The following is a 24,402-nucleotide window of genomic DNA, read 5'->3' as shown; positions in this document are numbered from 1 at the left end:
CGTGGTTTCTCGTGCGCGGATGCGTTTCTCGCGGTGGGGCGGCGTCCTCGTGGCGGGGAGAGGCTTCTCGTGACCTGCGGCCGCACCGCGGCACGCGCCCTGGGTGCGTGGCCATGGGGCATCCTGCCCGCATGCGCGCGAGAAACCATCTCGGGCGTGAGAAACACCTGTGGGCGTGGTTTCTCGCGCCGGGAGGTGTTTCTCGCGAGGGGCGGGCGCGCCGGGGCAGGTGCGGGCGTGGATGCCTGCGAAGCGCGCCGCGTACGCGCGAGAAACCATCTCGGGCGTGAGAAACACGTGCGGGCGTGGTTTCTCGCGCCGGGAGGTGTTTCTCGCGAGGGGCGGGCGCGCCGTGCCGCGCCGGGGCAGGTGCGGGCGTGGATGCCTGGGCAGCGCGCCGCGTACGCGTGAGAAACCATGTCGGGCGTGAGAAACACGTGCGGGCGTGGTTTCTCGCGCCGGGAGGTGTTTCTCGTGGCGAGTGGCGAGTGGCGAGTGGCGAGTGGCGCGCGTCAGACGCACGCGCAGAGACGACGGGGCGCAGAGACGACGGGGCGCAGGAACGACGGCGCGCAGAGACGGCGGCGCCGCCGGGCAGAATCTGCCGGGCGGCGCCGTCATTTGCCGTCGGGTAGGCGAGGGCGGTCGGATCAGGCGAGGGCGGCCGGGGTGTCGAGCAGCACACGCGCGGTGGTCGAGCGGCGTCGCGTGACCGCGATGATCGTGGCGACGAATGCCAGCGCGGCCCAGAGGACCATGCCGCCGATTCCCGCCCCGATTCCCGACGCCGAGGTGACGGTCCCCAACAGGGCGGTGTACGCCGGAGAGGTCGGCAGCACGCCGGCGACCCCGGCGAGGATGCCAGGGATCGTGGAGACGATCCCGGTGGCCAGCGCCATCACGCCCACGAGCGCCGACACCCAGCGTCCTGCGCCTCCGAACACGGCGACGAGCGCCTGGTTCACAGCGGCGAAGGCGACGCCCGCGACGACGCACAGGCCCCCGAAAGCGAGGAGAGTCCCGACGTCGTACTTCGCGGCGATCTGAGCGACTCCGGCGACGAGCACGCCCTGCGCGGCGCCGATCGCGGCGGCGGGGGCGAGGCTCCGCAGCGCCAGCGTCGCCGACGAGCGGCGCGAGCTGAGCGCGTGCCGGGGCACGGCCTGAAGCGGGACGAACGTCGCGAGAGACCCGAACCACAGGGCGATCACGGCGAGCAGCGGAATGGCCGCGGCACCGAACAGCGTCGTGCCGAGACCCGAGGTCGTCACCGGGTCGGCGACGACCTTCGCCGTCGAGTCGGCCTGCTGCTGCGAGTAGGTCGGGATCTGCGAGACCGCCGTGTCGAGACCTCCGGCGAGCGAGCCGGCGCCCGTCGCGAGCTGGTTCACCCCGGTCGCCAGCGACCCGGCGCCCGTGGAGAGATCCGACGTCCCCTGGGCGAGCCCGGCCGATCCGCTCGCGAGCTGCGAGACCCCGTCGGACAGCGACGAGGCGCCCGCGGCGAGCTGGTCGGCGCCCGAGGCGAGCCCGTTCGCTCCGGCCTGCAGCTGACGCGCGCCGTTCGCCGCGGTCGTGAGCCCCGCACTCGTCTGCGTCATGAGCTGGTCGATGCCGCCTGCCGTGAGGCCCGCGGCGTACTGTGCCGTGCCCGCTGCGCGGCCGACCGCCGCGACGGTGCCGTCGGCGGGAGTCTTGCTCTCCGGGTCGCCGATCAGAGCCACGATCTGCCCGCACAGCTGATCCGAACCGCCCTCCTTCGCGCAGCTCGCGGCGATGGCACCGATCTCTCTGCCCAACGCCTTCGTCTGCGCCACGGCGGCACCGGCGGCACCCGTCGTCGCGGCCGCGCCCCCCTTCAGGTCGGGGTCGACGACCTTCGCCGCCGTCGTGTCGAGAGCGGATGCCAGGTCGCCGATGCCGCCGCTCAGCTGACGTGCGCCGCCGGCGAGCTGGCTCGCTCCCGACGGCAGCTGCGCCGCGCCGGCGGATGCCTGCTCGGCACCCGCGGCGAGCTGCGCCGCACCGGTCGAGAGCTGTGCGACGCCGTCGGCCAGCTGCGTCGCACCGCTCCCGGCCTGCTGGGCGCCGGTGGTCAGCTGGTGCGCGCCCGAGGCGGCCTGACCCAGCTGGTCGTGCAGGTTCGTGAAGCCCATGAGGACGTTGCTGAGATAGCGCTCCGAGACCGCGCCGCCGAACACGGATGCCGCGGTCTGCGTGATCTGCGCCGTGATGACGTCGTCGGCGACGCGGGCGTCGGGCGCCGTCTGCACCTGGATCGTCGCCTTCTGCGGAGAGCCGCCGGGAACCGTGGAGGTCGCCGAGGCCGAGAAGTCCTTCGGGATCGTGATGACGGCGCTGTAGGTGCCGTTCGCGAGTCCCTCCGAGGCATCCTCATCGTTCGAAATCACCCAGTCGAGGTTGCTCGGCACCTGATCGGACCCGGCGACGAGGCCGGCCGAGAGCTGACGGCCGAGCGGTGCCATCTGCCCGTTGATCGTGACCGGCTGGTCGTCGTTCACGATCGCGGCGCGGACGTTCCCGAGCCGTTCGGTGGGGTTGTAGAGCGCGGCGACGAGGATGCCGCCGATGACGACGGGGAGCAGCAGCACACCGACCACCGTCAGCCAGGTGACGGGGCGACGGGTGCGGGCGCGTTCGAGGAAAGTCATGCGGAGATCACCTTCGTGGGGGAGTCGGTGGAACCGGACGAGAGGGCGAGCGCGGTCACGCTCGGACGGTGGGCGTCGGCGAAGAACTCGAGGGCGGCGCCCTCGTGACGCGTCGACGCGACGATGGTGAGCGGATGCCCGTGGTCGCCGCGGCGTGCCGCGGCGCGCTCCGTGGCATCCCGCACGAGCGCGGCGGCCTGATCGCGGTCGGCCCCCACGAGGGAGTCGACGCCGTCGATCACGACCAGGGTCGTTCCGCGCGAGAGCGCGCGCCGCAGCTCGACGAGCGGGTCGGCGGCGCCGTCGAGCATCGCAAGGCCGACGTGCGCGCGCACCCACGGGGCACGGCCGGGAAGGAGGTGCCCGGCGACCCGCAACCGGCCCTCGCTCGGATCGATGCGCCCGGCGATGGTGAGCGCGAAGGCGCGGCCGATCCGGGGATCGGGCGAGGTGACGACGAGGGTGCCGCCCTGATCGAGCCGCACCGACGCATCGCGGAAGAGCACCTCGGAGTCGTCGCCAGCCGTGCGCAGGGCGAGTGCGTCCGCGGCCAGAGCGCCCGTGTAACCCGGTTCGGGCCACGCGGTGAGGGCCAGCTCACGCTCGACGGCCTCGCCCTCGATGTCGAAGTGGGGGAGGACGCGGTCGAGCCAACGCGGCATCCACCACGCCTTGTCGCCGAGCAGGGTCATGATGGCCGGGCCGAGCGTCATGCGGACGAGGAAGGCGTCCACCGCGATGCCGACGGCGAGGCCCAACGCGATGGGTTTGATCGACGTGTCGCCCTCCGGGATGAACGCCGCGAAGACGGCGAACATGATGACGGCGGCGGCGGTCACCACCCGCGCCGACGCCGTGAATCCGCTGCGCACCGCGGCGAGCGCCATCGCCCGGGTCCCCTTTCCGCCGTTGTCACGGCGAGCGTGCACGAAGTCCTCGCGCATGCGCGAGACGAGGAAGACCTCGTAGTCCATCGCGAGGCCGAACAGCACGCCCATCAGGATGATCGGCATGAAGCTGATCACCGGCCCCGTGCGGGTGACATGCAGCGCGTCGGCAAGCCAGCCCCACTCGAAGACCGCGGCGACCGCGCCGAAGGCGGCGAGGATCGACAGCAGATAGCCGAGCGTCGCCTTCAGCGGCACCCAGATCGAGCGGAACACGATCATCAGCAGCACGAACGACAGACCGACCACGAAGAGGCCGAAGGGAAGGAGCGCGGCGCCGAGTCGGTCGGAGATGTCGATCGCGATGGCCGTGTAGCCGGTGACCTTCAGATCGATCCCGTAGGTCTTCTGCCACTCGTCGTGGTGGGCGCGCAGAGTGCGCACGAGGTCAGCGGTCTCGGGTGAATCGGGCGCCGTCGTCGGCACGATCTGCACGAGGCCCGTGTCGGCGGTCTGGTTCGGCGTCGAGATCGCCACGCGCTCCACGCCCGGGATCTTCTCGACGTCGGACTTGAGGTCGGCCATGAGCGTCAGCGGGTCGGTCGAGGTCACGATCGTGCCGGTGAGGATCAGCGGGCCGTTGGACCCGGGGCCGAAGTGCTCCGCCGTGAGGTCGTACGCCTGCCGCGCCTGGCTCGAGGCGGGCTGCATGCCCGCGTTCGGCAGGGCGAGCTGCAGGCTCGACGCGGGAATCGCGATGATCCCGAGGGTGAGGACCACGGCGAGTGTCGTGACGACGGGATGCCGCGTGACGAACGCGATCCAGGGGTTGGTGCGGCCGGGCTTCGCCGGGGCGGCGGGGGCGTCCGCCGGAGCGGAGGCGAGCGTGGCATCCGACGGCTCGGTCGCCTCGTCACCGGCTGCGGCTGCGGGGCTCGACGCCTGAGCCTTCCGCGTGCGGCGCCGACCGAGCGGGACGCCGTGGCCGAGGGCGTAGCCCCACCCGGCGACGCGGCCCTTCGCGAACCCGAGCAGCGCCGGGGTGAGGGTGACCGCGACGACGACCGCCACCGCCACGGCCGCCGCAGCGGCGAGGCCCATCGTCGTGAGGAACGGGATGCCGGCGAAGCCCAGTCCGACGAGAGCGATGAGGACCGTGACCCCGGCGAACAGGACCGCCGAGCCGGCCGTGCCGGTGGCGCGAGCGGCGGACTCCTCCGGGTCGACACCGGCGCGCACCTGGTCTTGATGTCGGGCGACGATGAACAGCGCGTAGTCGATGCCGACGGCGAGACCCAGCATGATCGCGAGCATCGGGGTGGTCGAGGACACCGTCGCTACGGCCGTCGAGGCGTAGATGAGCACGATCGACAGGACCACGCCGATGATCGCGCTGACGAGGGGGAAGAACGCCACCGCCAGGGAGCGGAAGGTGACGATCAGCACGAACAGGGCGATGAGGACGCCGACGGCTTCGACGATCGACAGCGCCGGCAACGAGGTCGAGAACAGGTCGCCGCCGACGACCACCGTCGAGCCCGGCGGAAGCTCGGAGCCGAGAGAGGTCGACGTGTCCTCCAGGGCGGTCTTCGTCGCGGCCGGGACGTCGGTCACGTTCCCCTGGAACTGCAGGCGGATCAGAGCCGCATTGCCGTCGTCGCTGACCATGCCCGCGACGTTCTTGTCGAAGGGATCGGTGACGGCGAGAACCCCGTCGAGGGTGCCGAGCTGTGAGACCGTCGCGGCGATGTCGTCTCGGTAGGGTGCATCCGTCACGCGCTGGCCGGGCGCGGCGACGACGACGTACTGCGCGCTCGTGCCGCTCGCCTGCGGGAACGTGCGGTTCAGGAGTTCGATGCCCTCTTGACCCTCGGTGCCGGGGATCGCGAAGGAGTTGTCGAAACCCTTCACCGTTCCGGTCGCGACGCCGACCCCGACCGCGCCGCCGGCGACGACGAGCAGCAGGAGCCACGAGACGAGGACGCGCCAGGAATGGCGGTAACTCCAATGGCCGAGGGAGTACAGGAGAGTGGACACGCGTGCTCCGGTTTCGCAAGAGTGGTGGAACGGATGAACGGGATCTTCCCGATACAGCGCTGTATCCGATACACAGATGTATCCTAAGCTCAGAAAGACGTGCAACCCTGAACAGTCGATGTGGATGCGATGACGGGCTCGATGCCGGTCGATTTCGAGAGGAGGATGCGACGTGGACGACACCGACGACCGGGCGGTGACGAGCCGACCCGCGAGCCAGCGACGCGAGCAGACGCGCGCGCGACTGCTGCACGCGGCGCATCTCGTTTTCGCCGAGGTGGGCATGGACGCGGCATCCGTCGAAGCCATCTGCGAGCGCGCCGGGTTCACCCGCGGCGCGTTCTACTCGAACTTCGAGTCGAAGGACGAGCTGTTCCTCGAACTCATCACGCAGCTGTCCGATGCGAAGCTCGACGCCGTGGCGAGCCGGGTGGAACGCCTGCAACCGGACGGGCCCATCGACGTGTCGGAGCTGGTCGGTCGGCTGGGCGCCCCCTTCGGAGAGGGCATCGATCCGCAGCTGCTCACCGAGATCCGGGTGCAGGCGATGCGCGATCCGAGAGTCGCCGAAGCCTTCCTGGGGCTCGAGCGCCGCGTGATCGCTCGCATCCAGGGCTTTCTCGAGCACATCATGTCGACGTACGGGATGCGGCTGCGGATCCCCGTCGCCGACGCCGCGCGGATCCTGGTCGACGTCTCGAACGAGACCTGTGCGGTCGCCGCCATGAGAGGACAGGACCCCGACGAGATCGCCGACGCGCTGCGCCGACGACTCGACATCCTGGTGGTCGCTCTCGTCACCGAGGACAGCGCGCACCTCTTCCGCTGAACCGCGCCGGTGCGCGTCGGGATCCGGTGACGCCGTGGCGCTCAGCGCGTGGTGCGTGGCGCTCGCGCGGCGCCTGACGACCGTGATCCGCGTCGCGGCTGCTCGGATCAGAGCAGTGCAGCGCACCTCTCCACGCGCGCCAGCCACCATCGCCGACGCTCGGGAGTCGCGGCGTGGCGGCGGAGCAGGGCGGCATCCGGCTCGATTCGCTCGACGGGGAGCACACCGCCGCGCGGACGGAGCGGGCGGGTCGTCACGTCGGCGGCGAGAAGCGAGGCTGTGCCGAGGCCGCAGTCGTAGGGAAGCTCGGGAAGGGCAGCTGCGAGAGCGACCCCCATCGACAGGCCGATGCTCGTGTCGAGGGCGCTGGAGACCACGGCAGGCAGCCCCGCCTCGGCGACGATCGAGGCGGCCCGGGCGACCCCGCCGAGTGGCTGAGCCTTCACCACGAGGAGATCGGCCGCTCCCGCCCGGGCGACGGCGAGCGGGTCGGATGCCTTCCGGACGCTCTCGTCGGCGGCGATCGGGATGTCCCAGTCCGCCGCGCGGGCGCGCAGGTCGGCGAGCTCATCGACGCTGGCGCACGGCTGCTCGACGTACTCGAGGTCGAACTCCGCGAGAGCGTGCAGGGCCCGCTCGGCCTCGTCGAGGTTCCACCCGCCGTTCGCATCGATCCGGACGCGGCCCTCCGGTCCCATCGCGGCGCGGACCGCGCGCACCCGGGCGACGTCGTCGGCCAGCCGCTGACCGCGTTCGGCGACCTTGACCTTGGCGGTGCGGCATCCGTCGAACCGCGCCAAGACAGCGGCGACCTCCTCGGGTGCGACCGCCGGGACCGTCGCGTTGACCGGCACCGTCGCGCGCCGCGGGGACGGCGTGGAGGCCCAGCCGAAGTCGATCGCGGCGGCGAGCCAGACCGCCGCCTCGGCATCCTCGTACTCGAGGAAGGGCGAGAACTCGGTCCATCCCTCCGGGCCCTCCCACAGCACTGCTTCGCGCAGATCGACCCCGCGGAATCGGGTGACGAGAGGCAGCGACACGACGTGCGCGGTGCGGAGCAGTGTGTCCAGCGAGGGCGTCATGGCATCCATGATCCTCCCCACGCGACGACGGCGTTGCCTCGGGCCCTGGTCGGCGGGGTTTTCGGGGGCCTTGCCCGCCAAACTGCAGGAGCGGGTGGGACTTCTGAGGCTGGAGAGGCTGCTGTGGCATGGGATTCGCCGTCACTCCTGCACGTGCGGGCCCAGCCGGCGGACGGGATGGTGCTGCGGGCGCCTTGCCCGCCAAAGGCGCGCATCGTCCCGGCCTGCCCGCCGCTCGTTTCTCGGGCCGAGAAACCACTCTCGTCACGAGAAACCAGTGCACGAGTGGTTTCTCGTGACGTGGGTGGTTTCTCACGGGTCGCCACGAGCACGCGGCGAGTCACGCGCGGCCCGGCGCGGCGGCGCGCGGGCGGGGGCTAGGCGAGTGCGGCGGCGGAATGGGGGCGGCGCAACAGGCTGGATGCCCCGATGACCGCGAGCCCGACGAGTGCCGCGAGGCTCACGGCGTACAGCGGCAGCGACCACGGCGAGTGATCGCCTCCGCCGATGTTGAAGGTGTCGGCGAGACCCATGCCGACGCCGAAGGAGGCCCAGAAGTAGCCGGGAGCTCCCAGCACGAGAAGCGCCAGGTAGGCGGCGACGGTCGTGATCGCGGGGGTCCCGGTCGAGATGACGACGAGGAACATTCCGACCGCGAGCAGCACGCCGACGCCGAGCGGCGCGTAGACGCTCGCGGGGCCCGTCCACTGCTCGGCCGCGGTCATCGCGGCGTGGACATCGCCGACCGACATCCCCGGCACGGCGGCGAGCGGGTTGAGGACGAGGATCTGGAATGCAGCCCACGCGGCGTAGGCGACGACGAGCAGCGTGCCGAGGGCGGCGAGGCCGACGGCGGACCGGGTCGGCGTGTTCATGAGCACAGTCTGACGGATGCCTGCAGGCATGACCAGGCCGGGCCCGCGCCCGCCGCCGGTGTGCGTCCGCGGACGGGGCTCAGTCGTTCTGCAGGGTGGGGCGGATCAGCAGCTCGTTGATCGTCTGGCGCCGCGGTCGGGTCACGATGTAGCGGACCGCCTCGGCGATGTCATCGGCCTGCAGGGGGTCGAGGGTGCGCATCCGGTCGATGTTCCCCTCGCGCACTCCGTCGCGGATGTGGTCGCGCAGCTCGGTGTCGACGGCGCCGGGCTCGACGAGGGCCATCCGCACGTACCGGGCGCTGAACTCCTGCCGGAACGATTCGCTGAACGCGCCGAGGCCGTGTTTGGTGAGGTTGTAGACGGCCGAGCCCCGTTTGACCTGTCGTCCGGCGGTCGACGAGAGGTTCACGATGTCGGCGACGCGGCGCGGATCGTCGGCGGCGGATGCCAGCAGGTGCGGGAGTGCGGCCTTCGTCATCGACAGTGCGGCCGTGAGGTTCAGGTCGATCATGCGGTCCCACTCGTCGATCGGCGCCTGCTCGATGGGACCGACGAGCATGACACCGGCATTGTTGACGAGAATGTCGAGGCGCCCGAACTCGCCGACGGTGCGGGCGACGGCGGCCTCGGCCTGGGCCCGGTCGGTGATGTCGGCGACGATCGCCGCGGCGCGGCCCCCTGCGGCGGTGATCTCGCTCGCCAGCGTGTGCAGCCGATCGATCCGACGCGCGATGAGGGCGACGGCCGCGCCCTCATCGGCCAGGGCGCGAGCGGTGGCAGCGCCGATCCCGCTGGATGCCCCGGTGATCAGTGCGACGGTGCCTTCGAGAGCGCTCATGGCTGTCACGCTAGCCCGCCCGCGACGGGTGCCGCCGAGCCGGAGGACGTCAGAAAACCTGCGTGCCGCACATCCCGCAGACGCCCGTGGCGGGCACCTGCACGAAGCAGTCGGGGCAGAACACCGCGGGCCGCTCGGGGATCGTCGGTGCGGCCACCTTGCGCGGCGCAGCGGACGACGCCGCCCGGGTGCGCCGCGCCCGTTCGGGAGCAGCGGCGGGAGCGGGGGCGAGCTTCGGGGTCGGCTTGTGGTCGGCGCAGTAGAAGCGGACGAACCCGGCGGGGTTGGTCGGATGCCGGTGCTTGACGACCCACAGGGCTTCGCGCGGCCACGGCTCGCTTTCGGGTCCGCACCCGGCGCACCGGGTCGGGTCGCCGGGAACCGCGTCCGCCGCCGCGACGGGGAGCTCGAACGGGAGGGCATCCCGCCAGTCGGAGGAGTTGCGGATCTGCACGACGAGCCCTTCCGGCGGCATCCGTTCGGGGGAGATGCGCCGTCCCTCATTGTCCCATGCCGTCCGTGCCGCCGGTGCGGCCGGGGCCTGGCGCGCATCGGTGCGGCACACCCGCCGCGCACCGGTCCGGCCTTGCGCACTCAGAGCTGTGGCAGCGGGCGCGGGGCGTCCGGGGCGGAGGACGTATCGAGCGGCGCGATTGTGCACGTGTAGCGGGGGCGCTCCGGCCAGCGCGGGTCACGCGGTGCCGGAGCGATCGCGAAGCCGAGCCGTCGGTAGAACCCGACGGCGTCGTCGTCCGTGCCCGCGTGGAGCTCGAGGTGCGGTGCACTGTGTCGGGCGGCGTCGACGAGCCGCGATCCGAGGCCGTCGGCTCTCGCGGTGTCGGCCACCGCGATGTAGTGCAGCTCGAGGTACCCGTCTCGCTCGTCGAAGGCCGCGAAACCGCTGACCTCGGAGGGGACCGCTCCGATCACTCGGAGCGAGGGGAGTTCGTCGTCGCGGATGCGGCGCAGCGCCTCGGTCTCGACGCCCGCAGCCTCCCACAGCAGAGCGAGGAACGGAGCCGATCCGATCTCCGCCGCCGTGAGCGGCCGGATCTCCGGCCCTTCCGTCGCGACGTCGACGAAATGCTCGACGGCCGGGAACGGTGTGGAAAAGGGATTCAGCAGCTCGCGCCAGCGCTCGTACTCGCGCGATCGACGGAAGCCCTGAGTGTGCGCCTCGACGCTGTCCCACTCGACGAGCAAGAGGTAGGCGGACGGCGTCTCGATGCTGCGCCGGAGGGTGACCGAGCGGCACCCCGGCTGGTACTCGATCAGAGGACGCGCGGTGGCGAAGGCCCGCTCGAAATCAATCTCCTGGCCCGGCCGGATCGGAAGGACGGCATGTTCGAGGATCATCCTCCGACTCTATGTGCGGGTCGGTCGGGCGGCCTCCCGCACCGGGGAGGGCCCCGTACCCGGGCCCGCGGGCATCGCCCCGCGTAGGCTGGCCGGGTGACCGACGCCTTCGTCTCCGACCTGTTCGACGCCGCGGAATGGATGCTCGCCCCGGGCGCCGAGGCCTACACCGACATCACGGCGCACACCTCGACCGACGGGCGCATCGCGCGGATCGCGTTCGACCGTCCCGAGGTGCGCAACGCCTTCCGGCCGCACACCGTCGACGAGCTGTATCGCGCGCTCGACATCGCCCGGCAGGACCCGAAGATCGGCGTCGTCCTGCTCACCGGCAACGGCCCGAGCCCGAAGGACGGCGGGTGGGCGTTCTGCTCGGGTGGCGATCAGCGCATCCGCGGACGTGACGGCTACACGTACGCGGCCGACGATGCGACGGCTCCCGACCCGGCGCGCGCGGGGCGTCTGCACATCCTCGAGGTCCAGCGGCTGATCCGCTTCATGCCGAAGGTCGTGATCGCCGTGATCCCCGGGTGGGCGGCGGGCGGCGGGCATTCGCTGCACATCGTCTGCGATCTGTCCGTGGCATCCGCCGAACACGGCCGGTTCAAGCAGACCGACGCCGACGTCGGGTCGTTCGACGCCGGCTACGGGTCGGCGTACATGGCCCGTCAGGTGGGGCAGAAGGTCGCGCGCGAGGTGTTCTTCCTCGCCGAGGAGTACTCGGCCCAGCGGGCGCACGAGATGGGCGCGGTGAACCGCGTCGTGCCGCACGCGGAGCTCGAGCGCGAGGCGATCGCGATGGCGCGGACGATCCTCGGCAAGTCGCCGACGGCGATCCGCATGCTGAAGTTCGCCTTCAACGCGATCGACGACGGCATGGTCGGCCAGCAGGTGTTCGCCGGCGAGGCGACGCGCCTCGCCTACGGCACTGACGAGGCCGTCGAGGGCCGCGACGCGTTCCTCGAGAAGCGCGACCCGGACTGGTCTCCCTACCCCTACCACTACTGACGCCCCTGATCCCGCCGCCCGCGTCGGCGTCGCCGGTCTCCGCGAGACTGCGCATATGTACGCTTTTGCGGCGCGTAACGTGACATACGGGAGGTTTCGCGGGATGCAGATCGAGCCGGTGGATGCCACGGACGCCCGTGCCGTCCTGCGTGGGCTGCGGGGCGCGGTGCTGGGTGCGGGGCCCGCGATCGCGCTCGGCGGCGCTGGTGTTAAGCCGGGTGCAGGTCCGGGCCCGGGTGCGGGCGCGGGCCCCGACTCGAGCCTGGATCCGGGGGCAAATGCGGGCGGGGGCCCCGGCTCGCGCGCGCCGGTGCCGGGGGACGCTCCCGCGGGAACGGCGGTCGTGGTGACGACCTCGGGATCGACGGGATACCCGAAATCCGTCGTACTGAGCCGTTCGGCCCTCACCTCCTCGGCTCTCGCGACCGCCGACCGCATCGGCTCGGGTGCCTGGCTGCTGGCGCTGCCGCCCGGCTACATTGCGGGGGTGCAGGTGCTCGTGCGGTCGCTGATCGCGGGGCGCGAGCCCGCGATCCTCGCCGGGTCGTTCTCGGCACATGCATTCGCTGCGGCCGCCGCGGCCATGGCCTCGAGCGAGGGAGGTCGCCGCGTCCCGACCTATACGTCGCTCGTTCCCGCCCAGCTGCAGACGATCCTCGCCGATCCCGATCCGGCGCCGACCCGCGCGCTCGCCGGCTTCGCGGCGGTGCTCGTCGGCGGTCAGGCCCTCGCCCCCGCGCTGGCGGAACGCGCCGCCGCGGCGGGCGTCTCCTTCGTGCGCACGTACGGATCGAGTGAGACGGCGGGCGGCTGCGTCTACGACGGCGTCCCACTGGAGGGCACCCGGATCCGCGTCGTCGACGGCGAGGTGCAGCTGTCGGGTCCGACGCTCGCCGACGGATACCTCGACGACCCTGAGCGCACGGCCGCCGCGTTCGTCCGGGACGCCGACGGTGCGCGCTGGTATCGGACGGGCGATACCGGAGAGTTCGACGACGGATGCCTGCGCGTCACCGGTCGACTCGACGACGTCATCGTCTCGGGTGGGGTCAACGTCGCGCTGAGCCGCGTCGCGCACGTCGTGCGCGCGCTGCCCGGGTTCGACGACGCCGTCGTCGTGCCCGTCCCGGACGAGCGGTGGGGGCAGGCATCCGTCGTCGTTTCCGCGGGCCTCGCGGCGCATCGGCCCGACGCGCTCGACATCGTGCGCGCCGCCGTCGAAGGGGCGATCGGCAAGGTCGCCCGGCCGTGCGGGGTCGTGCCGGTCGACGGCATTCCGCTGCTGCCGAGCGGCAAGCCGGACCGCACGGCTCTTCGGGCGCTCGCCGCCGACCGAGCGCTCGGCCGCTGACACGCGGTTCCGGGCCGGATCCCGCCCGGGACGAGACGATGTGCGGCGTGACCGCGACGCGGGCGCGAGGCGCGGCGGACACGTGCGGCGGCAACGCGGCGCTCGCCGCAGCGCAGCGGGCGGATGCCCGTCGGGACCCTCCGATGCCCCATCCGGTGGGCACATGCACGCGCGGGCATAGGATGCTCGGGTGGCAGGCAGCACCCGTAAGAAGAAGCACTCCGGATCGTCGGCGGCGCGGCGCAAGCCCGGCGGCAACCCGCAGAAGGCGCACGCGCCGCGTGATCCAGCGCACGTCGAGAAGGCGACGATCCGCGACTGGATCGGCGCCGCCCGGCTGCGCACCCTGCCGCTCGCCGTCGCCCCCGTCGTGCTCGGTACAGGAGCCGCTCTCACCGAGCGCAGCGACCTGCACGGCGTGATCGCGCTGTGCTGCCTCGTCGTCGCGGTCGCGATCCAGATCGGCGTCAATTACGCCAACGACTACAGCGACGGCATCCGCGGCACCGACGACCACCGCGTCGGTCCCGCGCGCCTGACCGCATCGCGCAAAGCCTCGCCGCGCGCCGTGCTGACCGCCGCCCTCGTCTCGTTCGCCGTCGCGGCCGTCGCCGGCCTCGCGATCGTCGTGCGCACGGGGCACTGGTGGATGCTGCTCGTGGGGACCGTGTGCCTGGTCGCCGCATGGTTCTACACCGGCGGCAAGCATCCCTACGGATACGCCGGCCTCGGCGAGCTGTTCGTGTTCGTCTTCTTCGGCCTCGTCGCCACCGCGGGAACCACGTTCGTGCAGACCGGAGGCGTCTCGCAGGAGTCCTGGCTCGCGGGCGTCGCGGCGGGACTGCTCGCCTGCGCCGTGCTGCTCGCGAACAACCTGCGCGACATCGACCAGGACCGCCTCGCCGGCAAGCGCACGCTCACGGTGCGGATCGGGCGCCGCGCCACGCAGGTGCTGTTCACGCTCCTCGTGCTCGCCCCGTTCGCGATCGTCGTGCTGCTGGCGCCGTTCTACCCGCTGGCCTGGCTGGCGCTGCTCGCGCTCATCCCGGCGGCGTGCGCGATCCTCATCGTGTGGACCTACCGCCAGCCCCGTGAACTGGTCGTCGCGCTGAGCCTCACGTCGCTGACGTCACTCGCCCTGGCCGCCCTGCTCTTCTGGGCATTCGTCGACTGACGGCGGCGCGCCGAGCTCAGCTCTTCTCGGACTCCGTCGCGGCGTCCTCGATGTCCTCGTCGGTGGCGCGGCGGGGGCGACGTGCGGCCATGCCCTCGGTCATCGCACCGAGCGGCCGACGCAGGAACAGCATCGACAGGCTGAGGCCGATCAAAGCGGCGAAGATGGCCGAGAGCCAGTAGAACTCCCGCATGACCGGCAGCAGCATCATGATGCCGAACGGCACGAGGAAGGCGGCGAGTCGCAGGACGGTGTAGACGAGGGTCGAGCGAACGCGCATGTCTCCAGCTTACGCGCGGCGTGCGGCGGTGCCCACGCCCGCCGCCCACCTCGGTCACGCGCCTAAGATGGGACGATGGTGCGCATCCTGCTCCCGGCGCTGCTGCTGCTGATCGCGTTCTGGGTCTACAGCATCGTCGACTGCGCGCTGCTGCCTCCCACGCGCCACCGCGGTGTGAACAAGCCCGTGTGGCTGCTCATCGTCGTCCTGTTGCCGGTGCTCGGCGGCATCCTCTGGTTCGTCGTGGGGCGGGGGCGACTGAACCCACAGCCGCTCAACCGGGCGCCCGATGACGATCCCGACTTCCTCGGGAGCATCGGCACGATCAGCGACCAGGACGAGCGGATCCGCCGGCTCGAGGCCGAGCTGGCCGCCCTGGACGCGGAAGACCCCGATCAAGACGGTCCCGGCTCCGCGCGCGGAACGGGTCCGGCCGACACGGCTGCGCCGGCGACCGACGACGACGGCGAGGGGCCCTCCCGCGGAGCGCGCGGCTGAGATGGACTCTTCTCGTCGGGCGGCGCCCGCGACAGACGCCGCCGCCGCCCTGCTCGGCCGCCTCGTGGAGCTCGGGGTCCGTCACTTTGTGGTGAGCCCGGGTTCGCGCTCTCAAGCGCTCGCCCTGGTGGTCGCCGAGCTCGAAGAGCGGGGCGCGGCATCCGTGCACGTGCGCATCGACGAACGCGTCGCCGGGTTCACCGCCCTCGGCATCGGCCGCGAGAGTCGGATGCCCGCCGCCGTCATCTGCACGTCGGGCACCGCGGTCGCGAACCTGCTGCCGGCGGCGCTCGAGGCGTTCCACGCGGGCATCCCGATGCTGCTGCTGACCGCCGACCGGCCGCCCGAGCTGCGCGGCGTCGGCGCCAACCAGACCACCCGCCAGCCGGGCATGTTCGCCCCGAGCGTCCGGTTCGAGACCGATCTGCCGGTGCCCGACGAGATCGACGAGGACGGCACGGGGGCGCAGTCCGCGATGCTCCGCCGCGTCGCCGAAGAGTCCGTCGCCGCCGCGCTCGGCGCCGGCACGCGCCAGGCCGGTCCGGTGCATCTGAACCTGCCCTCGCGCGAGCCGCTGGCCGGCGAGGTGCCGGCCTGGCTGGGGATGCCGACGATCGAGCTGTCGGCGATCGAGCCCGGCCCGGATGACGTTCCTGTCGAGGCCCCGCCCGCGGCCCCCGACCCCTCGGGTGCGCTCTACCAGGGCGGCGGCGGGATCGGCGAGGCCAACCAGCCGACCGATCCCGACGTCGACCCGCACGTGCTGGTACGAGGCCCGCGCACGATCGTCGTCGCCGGTGCGGATGCCGGGGCGGCCGCGGAGACCCTCGCGCACGCGGGCGGGTGGCCGCTCGTGGCCGAGATCGTCTCGGGGGCCCGCTTCGGGCGGAACCTCGTGCACGGGTACCGGAGCCTGCTCGCCGATCCCGATCTCGGCGGACGGATCGAACGGGTCGTCGTCTTCGGGCATCCGACGCTCAGCCGTGAGGTGACGGCACTGCTGTCGGATCCGGAGGTGGAGGTGTTCGCGGTGCGCGGTCCGGGCGAGCCGCTCAACCTCAATGAGGCGACGACGGCGGTCGATGCCGTCATCGCGGCGGTCGGCGAGTTCGACCGCGAGTGGTTCGGCGCGTGGATGCGGGCATCGCGGGCGGCGGCCGTCGATCTCGCTCCGGCCGCGCCCGACGCCGATGCGCTCGCGTCGGCCGTGCCGAGCGAGCGGCTCGGCGCGATCTCTGCCGAGCTGGGCGTGCTGCGCGCCCCGATCGATCGCGCCGCCCTCGTCGATGCCGTCTGGCGGGCCACCTGGCCGCACGACCGGCTGCTGTTCGCCTCGTCGAGGCTCGTGCGTGTCGCCGACCAGCTGCTGGCGGGCAAGAAAGTGCCGGTCCATGCGAATCGTGGCCTCGCCGGCATCGACGGCACGATCGCGACGGGCATGGGCATCGCGCTCGTGAGCCAATCCGGGGGTGTGGCCGGGGTGACACGCGTCGTCTCGGGCGACCTTGCGTTCCTGCACGACGTCGGCGGCCTGCTGCTGCCGGTGGGCGAGCAGGCGCCCCGAATCCAGGTGATCGTCGGCAACGACGGCGGCGGCACCATCTTCGACGGGCTCGAGGTCGCGCAGACGGCGACGCCGGCGGCGATGGAGCGCGTTCTGTACACCCCACAGGCGGTGGCGATCGACCGGCTCGCCTCCGCGTACGGCTGGGAGTACGTGCGCGCGACCACGCGTGCCGAGCTCGACCAGGCTCTCACCGGTCCGGTCGCGGGACGGCAGATCGTCGAGGTCGCCCTCGCGCGCTGACCGCGCAGGCCGCGCCGTGTCTCGACGCGGCGACCGTGCCGCGCTGTGCCTCGACGCGGCGTGGATCGCGCCACGCGGCGCCCGCGGCATCCGACACGGCACGCGGTCGGCCAGGATGGGGCCATGACTGCGAAGAGCCAGACCCACTGGTCAGGAGAGCCCGCCGAACTGCTGCGCGCCGGCGAGGGCTTCCGGCTGGCCGATGTCGATCCGGACGCGACGCCCGGCTACGAGGGCGGCAAGAAGAACGGTCGCGACGACCTCGCCGCCGGAGCCGATCAGCTCGACGATCTGCAAGAGCGGCTGTTCGCGCAGAGCCGTGTCGTCGACGGAACGCCATCGGTGCTGCTCGTGCTGCAGGCGATGGACTCTGCGGGCAAGGGCGGGATCGTCCGCCACGTCGTCGGCTCGGTCGATCCGCAGGGCGTCTCGCTCGCCGCGTTCAAGAAGCCGACCTCCGAAGAGCTGGCGCACGACTTCCTCTGGCGCATCGAGAAGCGGGTTCCCGAGCCCGGCTACATCGGCGTCTTCGACCGGTCGCACTACGAGGACGTGCTCATCGGCCGGGTGCGTCAGCTCGCCCCGGCGGACGAGATCGAGCGGCGATACGGCGCGATCGTCGACTTCGAGAAGCGGTTGACGGATGCCGGTACGCGCATCGTCAAGGTGATGCTGCACATCTCGCCGGACGAGCAGAAGGAGCGGCTCATGGAGCGGCTCGACCGACCCGACAAGAACTGGAAGTACAACCCCGGTGACGTCGACGAGCGGAAGCTCTGGCCCGCGTACATGGACGCGTATCAGACCGTGTTCGAGCGGACGTCGACCCCGAACGCCCCCTGGTACGTGATCCCCGCGAATGCCAAGTGGTACGCGCGGATCGCGGTGCAGGCACTGCTGCTCGAAGCCCTCGAGGACATCGATCCGCGCTGGCCCGCCGCCGATTTCGACGTGGCGGCGGAGAAGCAGCGCCTCGCCGCGACCTGAGCCCGGACAGCGCCGGTCCGAGCGCCAAGTCCCGGCGCGGCCGCTACGCGAGCGCGTCGACGATGGGCCGGAACTTCAGGCGCGTCTCGAGGAGCTCCGTCTCGGGATCGCTGCCGGCGACGATCCCCGCGCCCGCGTACGCGGTGAACGGGATGCCGCCCTCATCCGCTGCCGCGAGGTGGAATTGCGCCCCGCGCAGCGCGATCGCCCATTCGCCGTCGCCGTGCGCGTCGACCCAGCCGACGGGGCCCGCGTACCGGCCGCGGTCGAACGGCTCGATCCGCGAGATGGTGGCCAGGGCGGCATCCGTCGGGGTGCCCGCGACCGCCGCGGTGGGATGGAGGGCCGCGAGCAGATCGAGCACCGAGGTGTCGGCGGCCGTCGTCGCCTCGACGTCGGTCGCGAGATGCCAGACGTTCGGCAGGGCGAGGGTGAACGGCTGCTCACCGGCGGCGAGGGCCGAGGTGAACGGCGTCAGTGCGTCGACGAGGCTGCGCACCGCGTAGCCGTGCTCGTCGAGGTCTTTGCCGCTGGATGCCAGGGCGAGGGCGGCCTCGCGGTCGGCATCGGGGTCGGCGCCACGGGGGAGGGTGCCGGCCAGCACGCGCGCCGTGACGGCGCCGTTTTCGACCGTGACGAGGGTCTCGGGGCTCGCGCCGATGAGGCCGTCCACCGCGTAGACCCAGGTGTCGGGGTAGCCCGAGGCGAGGGCTCGCACCAGCCGGCGCAGGTCGGAGCCCGCCGGTACCGTGCCGACGAGGTCGCGCGCGACGACGACCTTGCTGACATCGCCGACGGAGATCGCGGCCAGGGCGGCGCGCACGGCATCCTGATACCCCTCGGGGGAGAGCGCACCGGGGCCGACGGCCGCCGACCAGTGCGGGCCGAAGTCGATCGGTTGCGGGGCCTCGGGCTCGTCGTGACCGTCCGGGGGCAGCACCCATGTGGCCCAGGTGCGTCCGTCGCGGTGGCCGATCGTCAGGTGCGGCACCGTGAGGTGCGCGAGGGCGCCCGAATCGGTCGCGAACGGCAAGGCGCCGAAGGCGATCAATCCCGTTCCGGTGGTCTCGACGTGATCGTCGATCCGCGCCGCGTTCGCGATCTCGCGCCAGCGGTCCGCGAGGCCGGCAGCCTCGCCGGCCGGTGCGGTGAGGGTGAGTGCCGAACCGACCCCGACGAGCCACGAGCCGCGCCTCGTCCACACCAGCGGATCGTGGGGTGCGGCGTACGAGAGGAGATCTCCCACCGGGGCGATCTCGCGGGTGATCACCCGCAGCCGGGTCGGGCTGGCATCGGGGCGGGTCACACCCTCCAGCCTAATCGGCGGCGCTTCGGCCGGGCCCGCGACGCACGCCGCCGGGGAGAGGCCGGGGAGCCGAGTCACCGGGCTGCGCCCGGGGGAGAGCGCGTAGTCTCGATCCGTGACCGATGACTCGCAGCGACCCGCGCCCGGCACCCCTGTCGTCTTCCTCTGGCGCAAATGGGACGGATCGCCGCACTGGGAGCACGACTGCGTCTTCCTCGGCAGCGACCGGTGGGGCGACTGGGTCGGACAGCGCAGCGGATGGCGCAGCGCCCGTCCCGCACGCGATGTCGCCTCGGACGGCGACAACGTGACGCTGATGCCGCCCGGCGGCGAGTACGCGGCGACCTTCAACGCGACCCACCCGCGCACTGCGATCTACATCGACGTGGCCTGGGACGTGCGCTGGCAGGACGGAGCGCCCACCGGCATCGACATGGATCTCGACGTCGTGCGCTCGCACGACGAGCGCGGCGTCTGGATCGACGACCGCGACGAGTGGGACGAGCACCGCGAGCGGTACGGCTACCCGGCCGCGATCGTCGACCGGCTCGAGCAGGTCGCCCTCGATCTGCAGCGCGACGTCGGCGCCGAGACCGTGCCCTTCGACGGCGCCACCGCGGCGCACTGGCTCGCCGAGCTCGACCGGCTCGCCCCGATCTAGGATCGAGGGATGAGCGACGCCCCGCACCCGGCCGATCCGCACGCCGACTCCTCCGCGGAGGCATCCGCACACCGTGCCGACCTGGGCAAGGACCCGTCGCGGGTGAGCGGCATGTTCGACGAGGTCGCCGCCCGCTACGACCGCACCAACACCGTCCTGAGCCTGGGGCAGGATCGCCTCTGGCGCATCGCCGCGACGCGTGCGGTCGCCCCGCGCCCCGGGCAGCGCATCCTCGACCTCGCCGCCGGCACCGGGGCGAGCTCGGTCGCCCTGGCACGCAGCGGCGCCGAGGTCGTCGCGGGCGATTTCTCGCCCGGCATGATCGCCGAGGGGCGTCGTCGCCACGGGCACGTCACCAACGTGACCTTCGTCGAGGCGGATGCCATGGCGCTCCCCTTCTCGGACGGCGAGTTCGACACCGTCACGATCTCCTTCGGGCTGCGCAACGTCAACGACCCGCGTGCCGCGCTCGCCGAGATGCGGCGCGTCACGGCGCCCGGCGGCCGGCTCGTGATCTGCGAGTTCTCGCATCCGCAGAGCGCGGCGTTCGCGGCGCTGTACGGCTTCTACAACGACCGCGTGCTGCCGATCGTCGCGCGCGCCGTGAGCTCCAACGCCGACGCGTACGACTACCTCAACGAGTCGATCCGCGACTGGCCGGATCAGGTGACCCTGTCGGGCTGGATCCGCGACGCGGGGTGGGGGAACGTCGCCCACCGCGACCTGACCGGCGGGATCGTGGCGCTTCATCGTGCGATCAATCCGGCGACGCCGACGGTCCCGTCGCCCGCATGAGTGTTCCCAGCCGACGCACTCACCCGTCCCGGTAGGCTGATCTGGTGACTGCGAGCCTTCCCGCCTCCGGCGAACGACTCTCGGCCCATCTGGGCCTGACGGAGCGTGTCCTGGCCGGGCCGCGCCTGCGCAAGCTGCTGGGCGTCGTCGAAGACGGACTCGATCGTGTCGAGCAGACGCTCGCCCGCGAACTGAAGGTGAGCGACTCGCTCGCCGACGCGACGACGCGCTACCTCTACGAGGCGGGCGGCAAGCGGGTTCGGCCCATGCTGACGCTCCTGACGGCGCAGCTCGGCGAGGGAACCACCGATCGCGTGATCGCCGGAGCCACGGCGCTCGAGATGACGCACCTCGGCTCGCTCTACCACGACGACGTCATGGACGGCGCCGATGTGCGGCGCGGCGTGCCCAGCGCGCACGCCGTGTGGGGCAACAACGTCGCCATCCTGACCGGGGATCTGCTCTTCTCCCGCGCGAGCCAGCTCATGGCGCAGATCGGGGAACGCGCCATCCGGCTGCAGGCCGACACCTTCGAGCGCCTGGTGCTCGGTCAGATGCACGAGACCGTCGGGCCGCAGGCAGGGGAGGACGCGGTCGCGTTCTATCTGCAAGTGCTCGCCGACAAGACCGGTTCGCTCATCGCCGCGTCGGCGCAGGCGGGCATCCTGTTCTCGGATGCCCCGTCCGAGTATCGGGCCCCGACGCTCGCCTACGGCGAGAAGGTCGGCATCGCCTTCCAGCTGCTCGACGACGTCATCGACCTCTCCGACGACCCGGGGGAGACCGGCAAGGTTCCCGGCACCGACCTGCGTGCCGGTGTCCTGACGATGCCCTACCTGCTGCTCGGGCGCGCCACCGACCCGGCCTCGCGCGCTCTCAAGGCGACGATCGACGACGGCGTCGCGCGGATCGCGGACGGCGCCGATCCGGCGATCCTCGACGAGGCGATCGCGCAGCTGCGCGACCACCCGGCGACGCACGAGACGCGCCGACAGGCCTACGAGTGGGCCGACGCCGCGATCGCGGCGATCGATCCGCTTCCGCCGGGGGCGGTGCGCGATGCCCTCGTGAAGCTCGCGCACGTCATCGTCGACCGCTCCTCGTGAGCGCTCGACTCCTCGTCACGCTCAGGGATCTGACGACGCGGTCCCGCAACGCAAAGGAACACACATGACGAAGCTCAGGCTGGCCATCGTCGGTGCGGGCCCCGCCGGCATCTACGCCGCAGACATCCTGCTGAAGGCCGAGCGCAAGTTCGACGTCTCGATCGACCTGTTCGATCACCTGCCCGCGCCCTACGGGCTCGTCCGCTATGGGGTCGCGCCCGACCACCCGCGCATCAAGGGCATCATCACGGCCCTCCGCGACGTGCTCGACCGCGGTGACATCCGCATCTTCGGCGGCGTCCGTTTCGGCGAGGATCTCACGATCGACGATCTGAAGAACCACTACAACGCCGTCATCTTCGCGACCGGCGCGATCCGCGACGCCGACCTCGACATCCCCGGCATCGACGCCGCCGGTTCCTACGGCGCCGCCGACTTCGTCAGCTGGTACGACGGCCACCCCGATTTCCCGCGCGAGTGGCCGCTGGATGCCGCGTCGGTCGCCGTCGTCGGCGTCGGCAACGTCGCGCTCGACGTCGCGCGCGTGCTCGCCAAGCACGCCGAAGACCTGTTGGTCACCGAGATCCCGGCGAACGTGCAGGCGGCGCTCGAGGCCTCGCAGATCACCGACGTGCATGTGTTCGGCCGCCGCGGTCCGGCGCAGGTGAAGTTCACGCCTCTCGAACTGCGCGAGCTCGGCGAGCTGCGCGACGTCGACATGGTCGTCTACGACGAGGACTTCGACTACGACGAGGCATCCCGGGCCGCCATCGCGAGCAACAAGCAGGTCATGGTCATCGATCGCGTGCTGCAGTCGTGGCGTCAGCGGCCGAGTGCGAACAACGCGGGGGGCGAGGCGAGCCGTCGCCTGCACCTGCACTTCTGGGCCAAGCCCGTCGAGGTGAAGACCGAGGACGGTCGCGTCAGCGCCCTCGTCTACGAGCGCACCCGGCCCGACGGCGAGGGCGGCATCGTCGGCACGGGCGAGCTGCGTGAGGTTCCCGTGCAGCAGATGTACCGGGCGGTCGGCTACTTCGGCTCACCTCTGCCGGGTGTGCCCTTCGACAAGAAGCACGGCGTCATCCCGAACCACGAGGGCCAGGTGCTGCGCAAGGATTCGAACGAGCGCGTGCCCGGCGTCTACGCGACCGGCTGGATCAAGCGCGGCCCCGTCGGCCTCATCGGCCACACGAAGTCGGATGCCATGGAGACGGTCAGTCACCTGATCAACGACCAGGCCTCGTGGTGGACGCCCGAGGATCCGTCGCCCGAGGCGATCCCGGCCCTCCTCGCCGAGCGCGGTGTGGCGTGGACCGACCTCGACGGCTGGCACCGCCTCGACGAGCACGAGATCGCCCTCGGAGCCGCCCAGGAGCGAGCGCGCATCAAGGTCGTCGATCGCGATGAGATGGTCCGGGTCTCGCGCGGCGTGTGACCCGAGGCGGAGCGAGGAGGTCGGGCATGGGTGCGATGAGCGGCGAAGAGACGCCCCTGTTCGATCGGCCCGGTGAGGCCACCGTCGCACGCCGCGATGCCTTCCCGGTGTCGGGCATGCTGCCCGACACCGCCTACGAGCTCGTCCATGACGAGATCATGCTCGACGGCAACGCCCGGTTGAACCTCGCCACGTTCGTCACGACGTGGATGGACGATCACGCCGACCGGCTGTACGCCCAGGCGTACGACAAGAACATGATCGACAAGGACGAGTACCCGCGTACCGCGGAGATCGAGAAGAACTGCTGGCAGATGCTGGCCGATCTCTGGCATACGCCCGACGTGCAGGCCGCGGTCGGCACCTCCACGACCGGTTCGTCCGAGGCATGCATGCTCGGCGGTCTCGCGTTCAAGCGGCTGTGGCGCAACGCGCGATCGGCAGCTGGTCTTCCCCACGACCGACCGAACCTCGTGATGAGCTCGGCGGTTCAGGTCTGCTGGGAGAAGTTCTGTAACTACTTCGACGTCGAACCTCGGTTCGTTCCCTTGAGTGACGAACACCGCGTGCTCGACGGGAACGCCCTCGAGGACTACGTCGACGAGAACACGATCGGCGTCGTCGCGATTCTGGGGGTCACGTACACGGGCATGTACGAACCGGTGGCCGAGATCGCTGCCGCACTGGACGCCATCCAGCGCAAGACGGGGCTGGACATCCCGATCCACGTGGACGGGGCGTCCGGGGCGATGATCGCACCGTTCCTGCAGCCGGATCTGGTCTGGGACTTCCGCCTGCCGAGGGTGCACTCCGTCTCGACGTCGGGGCACAAGTACGGCGGGGTCTATCCTGGCGTCGGATGGGTCGTGTGGCGCGATGCGGCGTGGCTGCCCGACGATCTCGTCTTCCGCGTGAGCTACCTCGGCGGAGAGATGCCCACCTTCGCGCTCAACTTCTCGCGCCCGGGCGCGCAGATCCTGCTGCAGTACTACCTGTTCCTCCGCCTCGGCTTCGAGGGCTACGCGCAGATGCAGAAGGCCGCCCAGGAGGTCGCGCTGTACCTCTCCCGCGGGATCGCGGAGATCGGCGCGTTCGAGCTCTGGAACGACGGCAGCGACATCCCGGTGTTCGCCTGGCAGCTGAGACCCGGGCACACCGAGAACTGGACCCTGCAGGACCTGTCCGATCGCCTGCGGATGAAGGGCTGGCTGATCCCGGCCTATCCGATGCCCGACGACCTCAGCGACCTCACGGTGCAGCGCATCGTCGTGCGCAATGGCCTGAGCATGGACCTCGCCGCCGAACTCCTCGACGACATCCGCTCGGCCACCGCATATCTCGACGCACTCCCGTCTCCTATGCCCGCCGCGGAGCGGCCGACCGGTTTTCACCACTGATCCCGTGGGGGCGTGGCT

At 71.6% G+C, this 24,402-nt stretch carries 21 protein-coding genes; 12 read left to right on the top strand and 9 right to left on the bottom strand.

The features are described from left to right. Positions 1–650: 650 nt before the first annotated feature. Positions 651–2,672, bottom strand: coding sequence for a YhgE/Pip domain-containing protein (locus JOE64_RS12020; RefSeq protein WP_204964470.1), 2,022 nt, complete (start codon positions 2,670–2,672; stop codon positions 651–653). Then, positions 2,669–5,596, bottom strand: a complete 2,928-nt coding sequence (locus JOE64_RS12015; RefSeq protein WP_204964469.1) for an MMPL family transporter — start codon at positions 5,594–5,596, stop codon at positions 2,669–2,671. The genes JOE64_RS12020 and JOE64_RS12015 overlap by 4 nt, the downstream gene beginning before the upstream one ends. A 172-nt stretch (positions 5,597–5,768) precedes the next feature. Here JOE64_RS12015 and JOE64_RS12010 point away from each other — a divergent pair, with 172 nt between their 5' ends. Next, a complete protein-coding gene (locus JOE64_RS12010) occupies positions 5,769–6,425 on the top strand; it encodes a TetR/AcrR family transcriptional regulator (protein WP_271202479.1) in 657 nt (218 codons plus the stop codon). Positions 6,426–6,532: 107 nt separating this feature from the next. Here JOE64_RS12010 and JOE64_RS12005 read toward each other — a convergent pair whose 3' ends face one another. The 5 genes from JOE64_RS12005 to JOE64_RS14835 all read right to left on the bottom strand — a co-directional run bounded on the left by JOE64_RS12005 (position 6,533) and on the right by JOE64_RS14835 (position 10,579). Continuing rightward, entirely contained in the window at positions 6,533–7,507 is a 975-nt protein-coding gene (locus JOE64_RS12005) for an o-succinylbenzoate synthase (RefSeq protein ID WP_204964468.1), read from the bottom strand. 377 nt (positions 7,508–7,884) lie between these two features. Continuing rightward, the gene (locus JOE64_RS12000; RefSeq protein ID WP_204964467.1) at positions 7,885–8,382 is read right to left on the bottom strand and encodes a hypothetical protein; all 498 of its coding nucleotides are present in this window, start codon (positions 8,380–8,382) and stop codon (positions 7,885–7,887) included. Between the two features lie 79 nt (positions 8,383–8,461). Then, entirely contained in the window at positions 8,462–9,223 is a 762-nt protein-coding gene (locus JOE64_RS11995) for an SDR family NAD(P)-dependent oxidoreductase (protein WP_204964466.1), read from the bottom strand. A gap of 49 nt (positions 9,224–9,272) precedes the next feature. Continuing rightward, complete coding sequence (locus JOE64_RS11990) at positions 9,273–9,698, bottom strand: glucose-6-phosphate dehydrogenase (protein ID WP_239531763.1); 426 nt, start codon at positions 9,696–9,698, stop codon at positions 9,273–9,275. Positions 9,699–9,817: 119 nt separating this feature from the next. After that, positions 9,818–10,579: a GNAT family N-acetyltransferase gene (locus tag JOE64_RS14835; RefSeq protein ID WP_204964465.1), complete on the bottom strand. Its 762-nt coding sequence runs from the start codon at positions 10,577–10,579 to the stop codon at positions 9,818–9,820. A 96-nt stretch (positions 10,580–10,675) separates the two neighbouring features. Between JOE64_RS14835 and JOE64_RS11980 the strand changes: the two genes are divergently transcribed. The 3 genes from JOE64_RS11980 (at position 10,676) to JOE64_RS11970 (ending at position 14,112) form a co-directional block, all read left to right on the top strand. After that, positions 10,676–11,587: a 1,4-dihydroxy-2-naphthoyl-CoA synthase gene (locus JOE64_RS11980; protein WP_204964464.1), complete on the top strand. Its 912-nt coding sequence runs from the start codon at positions 10,676–10,678 to the stop codon at positions 11,585–11,587. A 103-nt stretch (positions 11,588–11,690) separates the two neighbouring features. Further along, positions 11,691–12,938, top strand: coding sequence for an AMP-binding protein (locus JOE64_RS11975; protein ID WP_204964463.1), 1,248 nt, complete (start codon positions 11,691–11,693; stop codon positions 12,936–12,938). Positions 12,939–13,128: 190 nt separating this feature from the next. Next, on the top strand, positions 13,129–14,112 hold the full coding sequence (locus tag JOE64_RS11970) for a 1,4-dihydroxy-2-naphthoate polyprenyltransferase (RefSeq protein WP_204964462.1): 984 nt from the start codon (positions 13,129–13,131) through the stop codon (positions 14,110–14,112). 16 nt (positions 14,113–14,128) lie between these two features. On the opposite strand, the gene JOE64_RS11965 is transcribed toward JOE64_RS11970, so the two are convergent. After that, the gene (locus tag JOE64_RS11965; RefSeq protein ID WP_204964461.1) at positions 14,129–14,392 is read right to left on the bottom strand and encodes a DUF4229 domain-containing protein; all 264 of its coding nucleotides are present in this window, start codon (positions 14,390–14,392) and stop codon (positions 14,129–14,131) included. Between the two features lie 75 nt (positions 14,393–14,467). On the opposite strand from JOE64_RS11965, the gene JOE64_RS11960 reads away from it, so the two are divergent. The 3 genes from JOE64_RS11960 (at position 14,468) to JOE64_RS11950 (ending at position 17,684) form a co-directional block, all read left to right on the top strand. After that, positions 14,468–14,890: a PLDc N-terminal domain-containing protein gene (locus tag JOE64_RS11960; protein ID WP_204964460.1), complete on the top strand. Its 423-nt coding sequence runs from the start codon at positions 14,468–14,470 to the stop codon at positions 14,888–14,890. A 1-nt stretch (position 14,891) separates the two neighbouring features. Continuing rightward, complete coding sequence (gene menD / locus JOE64_RS11955) at positions 14,892–16,697, top strand: 2-succinyl-5-enolpyruvyl-6-hydroxy-3-cyclohexene-1-carboxylic-acid synthase (protein WP_204964459.1); 1,806 nt, start codon at positions 14,892–14,894, stop codon at positions 16,695–16,697. A gap of 123 nt (positions 16,698–16,820) precedes the next feature. Next, positions 16,821–17,684, top strand: coding sequence for a polyphosphate kinase 2 family protein (locus JOE64_RS11950; protein WP_204964458.1), 864 nt, complete (start codon positions 16,821–16,823; stop codon positions 17,682–17,684). A 43-nt stretch (positions 17,685–17,727) separates the two neighbouring features. On the opposite strand, the gene JOE64_RS11945 is transcribed toward JOE64_RS11950, so the two are convergent. Then, positions 17,728–18,990, bottom strand: coding sequence for an isochorismate synthase (locus JOE64_RS11945; protein ID WP_204964457.1), 1,263 nt, complete (start codon positions 18,988–18,990; stop codon positions 17,728–17,730). A 115-nt stretch (positions 18,991–19,105) separates the two neighbouring features. Between JOE64_RS11945 and JOE64_RS11940 the strand changes: the two genes are divergently transcribed. The 5 genes from JOE64_RS11940 (at position 19,106) to gad (ending at position 24,384) form a co-directional block, all read left to right on the top strand. After that, positions 19,106–19,651: a DUF402 domain-containing protein gene (locus JOE64_RS11940; protein WP_204964456.1), complete on the top strand. Its 546-nt coding sequence runs from the start codon at positions 19,106–19,108 to the stop codon at positions 19,649–19,651. 9 nt (positions 19,652–19,660) lie between these two features. Next, the gene (locus tag JOE64_RS11935; protein ID WP_204964455.1) at positions 19,661–20,446 is read left to right on the top strand and encodes a demethylmenaquinone methyltransferase; all 786 of its coding nucleotides are present in this window, start codon (positions 19,661–19,663) and stop codon (positions 20,444–20,446) included. 44 nt (positions 20,447–20,490) lie between these two features. Then, positions 20,491–21,552, top strand: coding sequence for a polyprenyl synthetase family protein (locus JOE64_RS11930; RefSeq protein ID WP_204964454.1), 1,062 nt, complete (start codon positions 20,491–20,493; stop codon positions 21,550–21,552). Between the two features lie 64 nt (positions 21,553–21,616). Next, positions 21,617–22,987 (top strand): FAD-dependent oxidoreductase, encoded by a 1,371-nt coding sequence (locus JOE64_RS11925; protein WP_204964453.1) that lies wholly within the window; start codon positions 21,617–21,619, stop codon positions 22,985–22,987. Between the two features lie 26 nt (positions 22,988–23,013). Then, on the top strand, positions 23,014–24,384 hold the full coding sequence (gene gad, locus JOE64_RS11920; RefSeq protein ID WP_204964452.1) for a glutamate decarboxylase: 1,371 nt from the start codon (positions 23,014–23,016) through the stop codon (positions 24,382–24,384). The last annotated feature ends 18 nt before the right edge of the window (positions 24,385–24,402 follow it).

It is taken from the genome of Microbacterium dextranolyticum (assembly GCF_016907295.1).
Lineage (GTDB): Bacteria > Actinomycetota > Actinomycetes > Actinomycetales > Microbacteriaceae > Microbacterium > Microbacterium dextranolyticum.
Note: the sequence above shows the minus strand (reverse complement) of the source record. Positions and strands in the feature narration are given on the sequence as shown.